The organism is Janthinobacterium sp. LS2A, assembly GCF_036543145.1.
GTDB lineage: Bacteria > Pseudomonadota > Gammaproteobacteria > Burkholderiales > Burkholderiaceae_D > Janthinobacterium > Janthinobacterium aestuarii.
Genome location: NZ_JAZHPB010000002.1, coordinates 298,125 through 310,305, shown reverse-complemented (window position 1 = coordinate 310,305; position 12,181 = coordinate 298,125). Strand labels below are relative to the sequence as shown.

13 protein-coding genes and 1 tRNA gene are annotated in these 12,181 nt (G+C 51.4%); 12 read left to right on the top strand and 2 right to left on the bottom strand.

Annotation, left to right across the window (positions count from 1 at the left end; genetic code table 11):
• Window positions 1-48: 48 nt before the first annotated feature.
• Window positions 49-127 (top strand) — tRNA-Ile (locus tag V3C40_RS07215).
• A 139-nt stretch (window positions 128-266) separates the two neighbouring features.
• On the top strand, window positions 267-1,037 hold the full coding sequence (locus V3C40_RS07210) for a TIR domain-containing protein (RefSeq protein ID WP_331777024.1): 771 nt from the start codon (window positions 267-269) through the stop codon (window positions 1,035-1,037).
• A 98-nt stretch (window positions 1,038-1,135) separates the two neighbouring features.
• On the opposite strand, the gene V3C40_RS07205 is transcribed toward V3C40_RS07210, so the two are convergent.
• Both V3C40_RS07205 and V3C40_RS07200 read right to left on the bottom strand, forming a co-directional pair.
• Window positions 1,136-2,143: a phage integrase gene (locus tag V3C40_RS07205; protein ID WP_331777023.1), complete on the bottom strand. Its 1,008-nt coding sequence runs from the start codon at window positions 2,141-2,143 to the stop codon at window positions 1,136-1,138.
• Entirely contained in the window at window positions 2,124-2,678 is a 555-nt protein-coding gene (locus V3C40_RS07200) for a hypothetical protein (protein ID WP_331777022.1), read from the bottom strand. Before V3C40_RS07200 ends, V3C40_RS07205 begins: the two co-directional genes overlap by 20 nt.
• Before the next feature lie 478 nt (window positions 2,679-3,156).
• Between V3C40_RS07200 and V3C40_RS07195 the strand changes: the two genes are divergently transcribed.
• From V3C40_RS07195 to V3C40_RS07150, 10 genes are all read left to right on the top strand, one after another.
• Window positions 3,157-4,569: a replication initiation factor domain-containing protein gene (locus V3C40_RS07195; RefSeq protein WP_331777021.1), complete on the top strand. Its 1,413-nt coding sequence runs from the start codon at window positions 3,157-3,159 to the stop codon at window positions 4,567-4,569.
• Between the two features lie 22 nt (window positions 4,570-4,591).
• On the top strand, window positions 4,592-4,927 hold the full coding sequence (locus tag V3C40_RS07190; RefSeq protein ID WP_102294180.1) for a hypothetical protein: 336 nt from the start codon (window positions 4,592-4,594) through the stop codon (window positions 4,925-4,927).
• Window positions 4,928-5,205: 278 nt separating this feature from the next.
• On the top strand, window positions 5,206-5,655 hold the full coding sequence (locus tag V3C40_RS07185) for a hypothetical protein (protein ID WP_331777020.1): 450 nt from the start codon (window positions 5,206-5,208) through the stop codon (window positions 5,653-5,655).
• Between the two features lie 301 nt (window positions 5,656-5,956).
• Window positions 5,957-6,172 (top strand): major coat protein, encoded by a 216-nt coding sequence (locus tag V3C40_RS07180; RefSeq protein ID WP_331777019.1) that lies wholly within the window; start codon window positions 5,957-5,959, stop codon window positions 6,170-6,172.
• Between the two features lie 67 nt (window positions 6,173-6,239).
• A complete protein-coding gene (locus tag V3C40_RS07175) occupies window positions 6,240-7,775 on the top strand; it encodes a hypothetical protein (RefSeq protein ID WP_331777018.1) in 1,536 nt (511 codons plus the stop codon).
• A gap of 2 nt (window positions 7,776-7,777) precedes the next feature.
• Window positions 7,778-8,209 (top strand): hypothetical protein, encoded by a 432-nt coding sequence (locus V3C40_RS07170; RefSeq protein ID WP_331777017.1) that lies wholly within the window; start codon window positions 7,778-7,780, stop codon window positions 8,207-8,209.
• Between the two features lie 10 nt (window positions 8,210-8,219).
• On the top strand, window positions 8,220-8,522 hold the full coding sequence (locus tag V3C40_RS07165; RefSeq protein ID WP_070345888.1) for a hypothetical protein: 303 nt from the start codon (window positions 8,220-8,222) through the stop codon (window positions 8,520-8,522).
• A 1-nt stretch (window position 8,523) separates the two neighbouring features.
• A complete protein-coding gene (locus V3C40_RS07160) occupies window positions 8,524-9,678 on the top strand; it encodes a zonular occludens toxin domain-containing protein (RefSeq protein ID WP_331777016.1) in 1,155 nt (384 codons plus the stop codon).
• Window positions 9,675-10,970 carry a type II secretion system protein GspD gene (locus tag V3C40_RS07155; RefSeq protein ID WP_331777015.1) on the top strand — a complete coding sequence of 432 codons (1,296 nt, stop codon included), beginning with the start codon at window positions 9,675-9,677 and terminating at the stop codon, window positions 10,968-10,970. Before V3C40_RS07160 ends, V3C40_RS07155 begins: the two co-directional genes overlap by 4 nt.
• A gap of 345 nt (window positions 10,971-11,315) precedes the next feature.
• Window positions 11,316-11,543 (top strand): hypothetical protein, encoded by a 228-nt coding sequence (locus V3C40_RS07150; RefSeq protein ID WP_331777014.1) that lies wholly within the window; start codon window positions 11,316-11,318, stop codon window positions 11,541-11,543.
• The last annotated feature ends 638 nt before the right edge of the window (window positions 11,544-12,181 follow it).

The following is a 12,181-nucleotide window of genomic DNA, read 5'->3' as shown; positions in this document are numbered from 1 at the left end:
CGGCCGCACGAGGCGGGCATCAACAGCGCCGCCACGCCGCAGTCCCCTGGGCCTCTAGCTCATGCTTGGTTAGAGCAGCGGACTCATAATCCGTTGGTGCCGTGTTCGACTCACGGGAGGCCCACCAATTAAATCAAGGACTTAGGTGAAAACCTAAGTCCTTTTGCATTTGCAGTGTCAACAAAGTGTCAACGCAGGTCAACTAGGCTATACTTCTTTTCAGAAAGTTAATGTTTATTTCTTGATTTGAATGGGAGATTTGTGTCGTGAAATACAAAGGAAGCCGTGAAGATCTGATTAGTAAAATTCAATCACTTGGGTATGTGCTTGAGGAGAGAGACATTGGTTCGGGTGTGCAAATTAAAACGCAAAATGGTGCCATTATTAATTGGTATCCCGGCACCGGAACTATTCAATATCAGGGGGATGTAGAAGCTCGTACTGCGCTTGAGGGGGCATTGTCACCGATACTTGGCGGTGCGGTTGCAGCTGCATCTACTGCAACAGGCTTTTCTAAGCTGCCTCCCTCGATTGAAATTGCACCGGCGAAGGTAGAGGCAAACGGTAAAGTATTCGTCGTGCATGGCCATGATCAGGCGTCACGTGAGCAGCTGGAGTTAGTTTTGCACAAGCTTGGACTTGATCCATTTGTCCTTCAGAATACTGGAGGTGCTGGTCTTACCATTATCGAGGCGCTGGAGCAGGAAATTGGTCCAGGGGCTGCTGAGGTTAAATTTGGCATAGTATTGCTGACACCTGATGACTTCGGCTACGCCAAAATTGATGGTGTAGATAAAGCTCAGCCTCGTGCAAGGCAAAACGTTGTACTTGAAATGGGTATGCTACTTTCGTCTATTGGTCGAAAAAATGTGGCTATTTTGAAAAAAGGCCATGTCGATGTTCCATCGGATGCCCAAGGAATTCTTTACCTTGGCTTCAATGATCATGTCAAAGAGGCGGTTCCGCGTCTTGTTGATCGACTTAGGAATGCGGGATTTGTCCTCGATCCGAGTAACATAACTAAGGCATCATCTTAAATTTTTCAATAAGCTGGAGTGCCCGGTACGGGCATCCAGTTGATCTTGCTAGCTACGTTAGCAGCCTGAATCAATTTGCTTACAATGGCTGTTCAGGGTCAAGCAGCTTGACGAAATACTAGCGGATTTAGATGTTTTGCTTCTTGTAAATGCTCTGGTGCTAAGTGAGCATACCGCATTGTCATTGTTAGGCTTGCATGGCCTAGGATACGTTGCAACACCAATATATTGCCTCCATTCATCATAAAATGACTTGCGAAAGAGTGGCGGAGGGCATGTGTAAGTTGACCATCCGGGAGCTCGATTCCCGCTCGATCAAGGCCGTCTCGAAACGCTGAGTAGGCATAGCCAAATATGCGAGCGCCGGTTCCATGGGATTTGTAATGATCGTTAAGGGCGCTTTGAAGTTCATCTGAGATTGGAACTGAGCGCACCTTGCCAGATTTTGTATTCGCGAATTGAATTTGCCCATCCCGTACTTGAGACGTTCGTAATTCTTCTGCCTCACTCCACCTGGCCCCAGTACATAGGCAGACCTGTGTTATTAGGTTCACGTGTGGATTTTGTGCAGTTTGAAGTTCTGCAAGAAGCGTAGCTATTTGCTCATGTGTTAAATATGATAGCTCGGTTTGCTGTATTTTGAACTGACGGAGTTTGGCAAGTGGGTTCTCTGCTTTCCAGTAGCCGAGTCTTTCGAGTTCGTTGAATACAGACCGCAGATATGAGTGTTCGCGGTTCATATTGTTCGCCGAAATTCCCGCTTCGATTCGGCGAGTTCGGTACTCGGCAAACATGCTGGCGGAGAACGAGCTTGCGATAGGGTTGCCCATGGCCGCAGCCATTGCAAGTAGCCGTTGGTTGGTGTCTCGTCCAGAACTTAGACCTATACCATGATGCTCATACCATAGATCGATCAATTCTGATAATTTTCGTAAGTCCTTCTTCTTGGGTAACCATTCCGCACTTTGAGTTACTTGGGACTTTAGCCATGCCTCATGTGCCTTGGCCTCCGCTTGTGTTTTAAGCGTTTTTCGAAAGCGCTTCCCACCCCTTCCAGCTGGTTGAATGTCTACTAACCAGCCACCATTAGCTTTGCTTATTGCCATCGTCTTCAGGTCCGTCCATATTTTCGTTGAATGAAGTATGCCGTAGTAGCCGTGAGTCGAAATAGCCCTTGATGCCACCTTCACTGGTCTGGGCACGTCTTGTTAGGTATCCCAGGCGCTCTGTATCACGTGCGCATCGCAACTCATAGATTTCGGAGAGCTCATCTTTAGTGATCGTAGTTCGACTCTCTTCTGTCATTTTTTTGAAAATTTCCGCCTTGCGTTTTATGTACCGCATGCTAGCAATTTGTTCTGGTTTTTCAACCAGATTAATTTCTGACTGATATGCATCGGCAATACCAATTTGACCATGCGCGGAGTCTGTAATTCCCGTAGTGAGCCATAAGGCGTGTTCTGGCCACGCCTGGCAAATTGTTTCAATCATGTCGGGGTTCGGACGTTGGCGGTCGTAGTAGAAGCTCTTCCAATTCTCCGCAGGAATGCCCGTTAGCTCTTGGAGCTGCGCAAATTTTCCGCGACGATCAGCTCGCGCATCGATCATCAATTTCATCCTACCTGCAAGCGTATCGATCATATGACTCCCCGATTGTTGTATTTAATGCATCAACAGGAATGCATTGCGTATGTCAATCTTACCTGTTTAGTGTGTAATGCACCAAAAAGAGTTGTAATTCAACATTATTGGTGATAGCCTTCGCTTATTGAGTGTGTATTGCACTCTATTTGGGGTGTTATTCACATGAATCATCAAAATTCCACATTTCCTCCGGTCCCTTTGATGACCAGAGAGTTATTTTCAGCTGCTATCGGCTTACCTCTGAGTGTCTTTAAGGCTCAGTGTGAACGAGGCTATTGGCCTCAAATAACAATCGGTAAGCGCGTCTTTGTGAACGTGGAGGCCGTACGCACCTTGGCTGCGCAACGTGCCCAGGAGTTCTCGCTTTGAGTACCTGCGTTTTGGCGGCAAAGGCATGTTCCGTCTCGTCTAACTTGGGTTCGATCACGCGTGCTCTTGTTCTCTATTTTTTCAATGCGCACCAAGAGGCAAAGGCATGAGACCGCCACGTCACTCTCTGATAAAGCGTGCGTCTGATCGCACCTACAACCCTTATGCAGAAGCTTCTGGGTGTTCGACGCGAGCTCGTGTCGTTGAGCCACAAATGCATGGCGTCGGCGAACCTTCGCCAGGTCGCGCTGACCGTGCCGACAGCGCGCCAGCGCTGCCGGTGCGGAGCAGCGCGATTGCCGGAAACGCCGGGTTAGTGCCGAATATCGCGCATGTAAGCGCCACCGAATGTTCCCCCAAAAATAACATGGGGGAAAACTTAGAAGGCGCCTATTCTGACTCTTGGGAAAGCGTCTGTGATGAAGATTTCGGAGAAGTGAAGCTAGTTTTGGCTGGCAAAGGCGAAACGAAGACTTTGCTGGTTCGTCGTCCATCGTCAGCTCAATGCTGCGTAATCGATTGGATGAATTTCACGTTATCAGAAGATACCTGGTCAAAGACTGCTGGACGAACACTGATTAGTGACGAGGAATACGTAGAAGAGGCCAGTCGTCATTTCGAAAAGATTTTTGGTTTTGGCGTTACAACGCATCGTGGTCAGAGGCTAAATTTCTATACAGATTCGTGGGTACTTGGCGATGGTATGGGGTTTGTCGGCTTCGGAAAGCAAAACAGAACCATGTTGATCATGCTTTCGGGCCAGGGTTGTATGAATGCAATCCCAGGTTGGGAGAAGCGTCTGTATGACTTCCTAACGCAGGTAGCTGTACGTCCGTCGATCTCTCGTATAGACCTCGCACATGATGATTTTGACGGCTCATACCTATCCGTAGATTGGGCTTATCAACAGTGGAAGGATGGCGGTTTTAACTTTAGAAAAGGTGGTCGCCCGCCTGAAATTCAGAAGCTTGGAAATTGGGACCGTCCTAGTGGCAAGGGCCGTACGCTCACAATTGGTCAGCGTACTTCGAGCAAGTATTTCCGTTTTTACGAAAAAGGTAAAAAAGAAGGTGACAAGTCATCTCTGTGGGGGCGTGCTGAAGCTGAGTTGAAAAATAATAACACCATCATAGACATGGCAGTTTTACTGAATCCAAGTAGTGTCTTTGTTGGGTTATATCCATGTTTGGCACAGTTTGACAGCAGGCAGACCCCAGTGCGGTTGGTTGTTAAGGCCCGCGCTCAGAGCATTACGATTGAGGACTCCATTGCGATTACAAAGCGCCAGTTCGGAAAATATATACGTGTTTTTCGGGCGTTGTTCGGAGACAAGGAAACGCTCGATTTTATTACCAATGAGGACGAAAACGCTTTTCCAAAGCGACTTAAACCATTTCTCAGTTTTGCTGATAGTGGACCGGTTCCAATGCATAAGGAAACACCGGTAAACATCCCCGAATTTATTTTTATTAAATCCGTCCCCGTCTTCCGGCCTAACGGGGCGAACGGTTTTGCATAGGCCAAGAAACTAAGGATATCCAATGAAATTTAGCTCAACACTCAAAGTCACCGGCATGAAGTTCAGCAAGGGCACAATGGAGAACGGCCAGTCTTACGACAGCACCAAGGTGTATGTCGAGACTGCGCTGGACAACAGCAAGGACTCTGCCATGGGAACTGCTTGCGCAGAGTACGGCCTCGGTAAAGCAGACGAGTACCAAAAATACAAGCACCTCGCCGATGCGTTTCCTTTCATGGCGTTGGCCGAAATGGAAATCGTCACGAATGGCAAGCTCCAAAAAACTGTAATTCACTCGCTGCGCCCGGTTGAGGCTGCCAAGGCTGCTACGCCGGGTGCTAAGCATGTTGCCGCATGAGGTTGCGGTTAAGTACGTAGTCCAAGATGAGGAATCTGGATGCTTTTTGCTTCCTATCCAGGGCGACGTAGGCTTTACCCGTTGGCTTCATGAAGCCGGACAGTTTGACGGGTATGACGAAGCTTGCGATACAGCCTCTGTGAATTGCCACGAGGGATATTTTGTGTCGCAGGTCCTATGTGCGGAGGTGTGTAAGTGGATTCAGTAACGCCGGAATTTTTTTTGGCTATTGCCGTAGTTGTCATCTTCTCCCTAGGCTGGATTGCAGGGGGGCAACGATGACGATAAGCACCGTCGAAATTGAAGCTTTGTATAGATTAATGGGTATCAATATCTTTTTTTCTGGTTTTGCGGGATTTTTTGGTACATTTTTTTTTCGTTATGAAAAATCGATGTCTCAATTTATGCGTATTGATTCTCTTCCAGTGCCGGAAAGGAAATTGGCGCAGGAAATCTATGACAAGAAAAATTATGAAGTTAATTCGCCAAAATTTTTCTTGGGGATTGTTGCCGTATCCATCATCTTTGTTTTTTTGATTGATAGGGTTGCTGGGATGACGATGATGACTGCTGATATTCAGTGGTTTAAAAGCGCTTTTGCTTCCCAGATTATATTTTCTTGGCTTGCAGCACTTCTTGGCATATTTTTTTATAAATTTGCACGGTTTATTTTTTTGTCACGTTGGAAAATTGGCGTTTTCTCGCGATGCCGAGAGGGGGACGAATGAGCATTCTCTTAAAATCACTTTGGCCGATTCTTCTATTGACCGTACTTTTCGTCGCCTTTGTGTACCTCGCTAAATACGTTATTCATCGGATCGTTGATCAAAAATGACCATCTATCAAGTTGTTGGCTACTGTCTTACCGCATTCGGCTTGGGATATGCGGGTGGTGCGATTAGACGTATTGCACGTCAAGCTATTGAGGCTCTTGATTGAACCCTTGTCTTACTACAGTAGATTTTTCGTAGTACTCCCCGGTGTTGCCAAACCGGGGTTTTATTAACGGCATTTTTTAGAGAGTCACATATGAAAGTAATCATCAAACAGGCACTGGTAGCCGCTTCCGCAATGGCCGTTACCGGTGCAGCCTTCGCAGCCGGCGACCCGGGCGTCGAGGCCATTACTGCGCTGTCCGCGCAAGCCCAGACCTACATCACTGCGGCTTTCGCGGTCGCCGTGCTGGTCGCTGGTGGCTTCTGGGGTATCAAGATGATGAAGAAGGCTTTCGGTAAAGCTGGCTAATCTTTTTTCCTATTTATCTTGCGGCCAGCGTTTAATCACCTGGCCGTTTCTATATGGCATCCACTCCATGGCATCGTTCAAGAAAACTGTCGTCATCCTGTTTGTATCTGCCACGCTTGCGTTCGTGCCAATCCGGTCTCAGGCGATTGTTCCATTGATTGCGGGCTGGCTTTTAGAGATCACGTACGGTTCTATTCTCATCAGCGATATTGTTGCCGGGATGACTGGTTCGATATCTGCAATTTTATGGTATGAGTGCAATAAGTTTGGAAGTATCAATACGAGTGTGTGTAATAACAAGCCTCCATCGATGCCTGCCGCACAGGCTCCCAAGCCAGCTATCACCGTTAGCCTTAAGCCTGATGCAAAACGAGAAAATCCTGATCCAAAGAAGTTTTCCGACCCGGCCCCAGGTAGTGGCAAGCGCGATGTGACGCCGAAGCCCATCATTGCCGCGTCGGGTAAGGGACCGCCGTCCAGCGCGCAGGGTATCCCTGGCGTTCCAGTAGGTCCTGGCGATATCGGCGTACTGACCCAGGCCCCGCGTGAGTCCAACGTTGGAGCCGCTGGCGTTGACCCGGCCATTCAGATTGCGCAATACAATGGTTCCGTGGCCCGTGGCGGTCCTGTGACCGGTATCGAAGTCGTGCCGCAGAAGACACCGGCTCAGCCAAAGGCTATTCCGTTCATCGCCATACACACCACCTGCGCGGCCAAGACAGATTGTCTTGCGCCTCTGCGGGCCACCGAGAACTATCTCGGCCAGTTCAACGGCTATAAGTACATCAATACCGCAGCTATTGAGTGTTGCTCCGGGACGATGCGGTATGTGAGCATCGCCTACCTTTACGATCAGGCCACGAATGTGACGCTGGTCTGCGATCCAGGCTATGTGGATCGAGGCCAGGACATTAGTGGTAACTATCAGTGCGGCCTTACCGACGCCACCAAGGTCAAGAAACCCGCTGACACCACCTGCGAGGTTCTGTTCGATCCGGCGTCTAAGGCATTCATGACGGACAAGGCCAACCCGGCATGTGATGGGTTGACCGACACCACGGATCTGACGCTTACATCCCAAGACGGCTCGCAGTCTATTGAAGTGGGGGCCAATGCTGGAGACGGTTTCGACATTAGCATTACCAAGTCGGATGGCAGCAAGACGGGCCTCGACACCGGAGTGTACGATCCTGGGACCGGGGGCTATGTCATCGTTCACGTCAACATTACGCCTCCCGAGAAACCCGACAACGGCTTGGGTTGTGGTGGCCCCGGTCAAAGCGCGTGTAGCGTTGAGTTTGCACGCGACGATGCCACTAGTGTCAAGTCCAGTGATACCAACGCCGCCAACCGGACTGCCGACACAGGCATGAAAGGTAAGCTTGATGCGATTAGCTCAAGTCAGTTCAACTGGTCTTTCATTCCCTCGATACCCACGGCAGCCTGTAAAAACCCATCGCTCAAAAGTCCGATAGGCAACGTGACCGTGAGCATGGATATTTGCGTCTGGTTCGACCGTCTCTCGTTCTTTATCAACGCGGTGCTTGGTGTGCTGTGTGTTTACGGCTGTGTTAACCAAATTCAATCTGCCATTCGGGATTGATCATGAGACGATTTCCTTTCCTAATGCTGGGTTTGTCTGTCGTAGGCCTTGCAGTGACAGCCTCGGCCAATGCGCAGACCACTAGCACGGCATGTGGTGGCTCTTCGCAGCCTCGCTGTCAAGTCACTGCACCTGCCGATCAAGCCACAACCGATTACACGAAATCGAACACGGACAATATCGGCTCTTGGAATACTTATTCTCAGTCGCAGATAAATGTTGCATCGAACCGTTTCACTTGGTCGTTTGTACCGAAAATTCCAACTGCGGCCTGCGTCAATCCCATGATCGACGGCCCCAATGGTATTGGTGCTGTGATGATGGACATTTGCTCCCCGCTTGCCACTTTTCAGACGTTCATTAATGGCGTCTTGGCTTTCTTCTGTCTGCTGGGCTGTGTCCAGCAAATTCGGGCCGCACTGGCCGTCAATTAGGAGCATCGTAATGTGGGCAACTCTTATTGGTTATCTCGGCTTTGAGAACACCGCCAAAGTCGGGATGCGCGTTTGGGCCGTCACCACGCTAACGGCAATGGTCGCAGCGTTGTGGGCCGCTGGCCAGGTCTGCGCAAACGTTGTTTGCGGTCCCGTCATTCAAGGCATTAGCCAGTCTCACCCTAACTTCGCGGTAGGCTTGTCGCTTGCATTCAACCCGGTCACGTACACGCTCGCCAGCGTGTATTGCAGTGTATGGGCAGCATGCGCCCTATACACGTACAAGAAGACCATCCTCGACAAGCTGATCTGACATGGCCGTTTACGCTATCACCGGCAAGCTCGGAAGCGGCAAGGGCAAGGGCGCAATGAAACTGTTGCGCGATTACCTGCGCGCTGGCAAGCGCGTTGCGACAAACTGTGACGTGTTCATGGAGCATATGATGCCGGGGCAGTCGAAGCAGACCGTTATTCGCGTGCCGGATAAACCCACGTCGGCGGACCTGTACGCCATCGGCTCAGGCAACCGCTTCATCGACTTCGAGCCTGTGCTCAAATACTCCGCCAATGGGTTCGAGTACACGCCGCCCGCGCCGCAGCTTCTCCCCGGTTTCGATGAGTCGCACAACGGGGCGCTATTCCTCGACGAATGCGCGTCCTGGTTGAATAGCCGGGACTTCCAAGCTGGCGGACGTAAGGAGCTGCTGGAGTGGGCGATCCATGCACGTAAGTACGGATGGGATGTGTACTTCATCTGCCAGAACATCAGCCAGATTGACAAGCAGTTGCGTGACAGCCTGTTCGAGTACGTGGTGCGCATGAGCCGCCTCGACCGGATGAAAGTGCCGTTTGTTTCGGCCGCCTTCAAGCTGATCACGGCAGGCTTCAGCGACGGCTCACTGCCTCGCATGCATATCGGCGTGGTGCGCCTCGGTTGCTCTCCGGATGGCGTCGTAGCCGACCGCTGGCACTTCCGGGGTGATGACCTGAACCGGGCCTATAACACCACACAAGTTTTCTCGGACAGCTACCCGCATGCTATCCATTGCTTGCTGCCTAGCTGGCACTTGCAGTCACGCACCGGCATCCGTCCTGGCTTCGTTGGCCCTGTACGTATTCCCCAGGACTACGAACTTCTCGCAGTCCGCCCGATTCCTCCCAAACCACCGCACAAGCACATGACCAAGTTTCTCGCAATCGCTCTAATATTTGGCCTCGTACTCGGGGGCGTAGGCTCTCATGTCCTTGGACCGATGTTTTTCACCCCCTCTGCCGCCGTGGCCGATGCTGCCAAGCCTGCCAAGTTCTCCGAGACCGTTACCGGCAAAGGGTTTCTCACTAATTCCGGTTCGGTGAGCGTGGTTCTTTCCGATGGCCGTGTTGTATCGCCGCTGCACTTCAAGTCTGGTGCCAGCGGCTGGGAGGCTGAAATCGAGACAGGGCTGTGGGTCAGAGGAGGTGCGCAATGAGACGCTTCCTGTCTTCCCTGATCCTTGCCCCGGTCTTGGCGTTTGCCGCACCTGCTCCGGCTCCGGCTCCGGTTTCATTGAGCTTCGATGCCACGCCGCTGATGGCGTTCGGCGAAGCTATGTTTAAGGCGATCATGCATCGGGACTTCGTGGTATCACCCGACGTTATCGGAATCGACAAACGAATTACGATCAAAGTAAAGAACATCGACGTCGCCGAGCTACCACGCTTCGTTGAAGACCTGCTGCTGCGCGAAGGAATTGCGACGACGCTCAAGGGCGGTATCTACTACCTGTCGCTGAACCGTGAGAGCGGCGCACAGGATGTCATTGCGAGCCAGCAGCTACCTGCGCACTCGGCTGGTCAGGCATTGAGCCCCACTAGCCCGCAAATAGCGCCCATTGGCATCGATGGTCGCGTGGTGCAAGATGCCGCAGGTTTTCAAACGCGGAAAGAAGACGAAGAATCGGAACTTTTTGCGCCCATTCACCGGACCAGCGAATTTGTGAGCGCAGTTGTCGCCGCTGGTTTCGGTGCTAAGGCTGCCACCGTCGCTGGCGAATTAGTGGTGCTTACTGGCTCTAAAGCAGCTGTTTCCAAGATGCTTTCGTTGTGCCGCAGTCTCGACACCCACGCCAAGATGGTCGACGTCTCGGCATCGTGGATTGAAGTCACTAACAGCAGCGGCTCTGGCCGTGGCATTTCATTGGCGGCTTCCTTTCTGGGGGCCAAGCTGGGAGCCTCGCTCGGTACAACTAATTCGGGTTCGGTCATTAGTCTGAAGAACACACGCTTTGAGCTGGTCATCAATGCGCTGAACAGCGATACCCGTTTCAAACAGGTTACGAACAGCCGTCTTGTTGGCTATGACAGGACCAAGCTTAAATTGACGGTGGGTGACAAGACGGCCACTGTTTCCAGTAGTGGCAACGACAATGCAGGCAATCGGGTTCAAAACATCGTGTATACGCCGTCCGGGGTCATCATTGACGCCTTGCCTCGCGTCTTGGGGAGTGGAGAAATTAGCCTGGACGTGGACGCGCAGATCAGTAGCTTTAAAGCAAATAGTAGCGGGCTTGTCGGGTCTCCGACACTCATCCTGCGCCAGTTGACCACCACCGTAGGTCTTAAAGATGGTGACGTAATGCTGCTGGGAGGATTGCAGGATACCCAGTCGTCGGAATCGAAATCTGGGTTGAGTTTCCTGCCTGCATCCTGGTCCGCTGGGTCGGACAGCAAGACTCAGACCGATCTAGTGCTCGTGGTATCTGCAAAGGTTTTAGAAGACTAGGGTAAATTGTGTTGCGATTTGCAACAGCTGCAACAGGCTGATAACGAGCGTTTCATCGCCGTATGTTGTTGCGATTCTGGGATTATCATGGGATGGTTGAACGGGGTAATGGCTCAACTAAGTGAGGATGGCAACTCGGCTCAATCACGACGCGCACTCGACTTCTGAGTGTTTATGCGTACATATTTTGGGCTTCGTCCGTCAGGAAACTTTGAAGGCATTGACCGGTTTTATCAACGAGAATTTGCCGTGAAAAGTCGCTAATACCTAGCTGTCGGCACTGACACCGAAGCGAGCAAGGCGATGGGGAATCGTTGCCCGGTACCAATGATCAAAGGGAAAATAATGAAAACATATGTTCGCCTGACTGATGCCGGTTTCGCCGCCAGGATGGAAGATGGGCGTTGGATCGAGCGCTCCGATTTGCTTGACCTGGCTCATGAGCTACACGCCGCTGGTGTAAATGCTGACGATGTGTATTGTGGCGATTGGCGCGAAGGAGAGCATGTTTTGATGTCAGGCCAGCAGGTCGCCTTGAAATTTGAGTTGCGCCGACTCGGGTTGCGCGCATGATTATATTCTTGGATGTTGGCGCTGAAGTCGAGCTGCCCTTCAGGGGCAAACCCGAGCGGCTCTAGCGATCTGAGTGTTTATGCGTGAAAATTCCTCGGTACATCTGTCGTCGCACTCGAAGACGGATTTGGTGTTAGTCTTGGCGGTTCAGATTCAAGATAGATGCTGGCGGAGGCTTTGGTCACCCCCTGAAGGTTGTCGAAGCTCCGTCGCCTAGCAAAGAGCGTAGAAGGGGTCAAGGGGACGTGGAATACCGCAGCCAGGTTCATCGGCGAGGATATGCCGCGAAAGCCCCTTGACGCCTTCGCAGTGATCCACGCTCTAGGTGGGGCAGGGGGGACTCACCCCTGCCCCCGCCGCCTCGCAAGCGAGAGACCCCCGGTAGGGCCGTCGGAGACGGTTTGGTGCTCGATACTGATCCTACTGCTGGTGTCTTGTTACTTTTTCGCCCGCTGAGCTAGCGTGGAGCCAGCTGCACTTTTTGCCGCTGCGCTTGTGCGGCCATCGCGCAGGACCTGTGAGGCGGCCGTAGCTGCTTTTGCGGATGTCACTTTTGCTGGGGAAACTTGAGCTAGAGCGCTTCCGGCCGCTGCTTTTGTGTTCTTTCCAGTTGATGAACTGTTAAGTAGTCCTGAAGC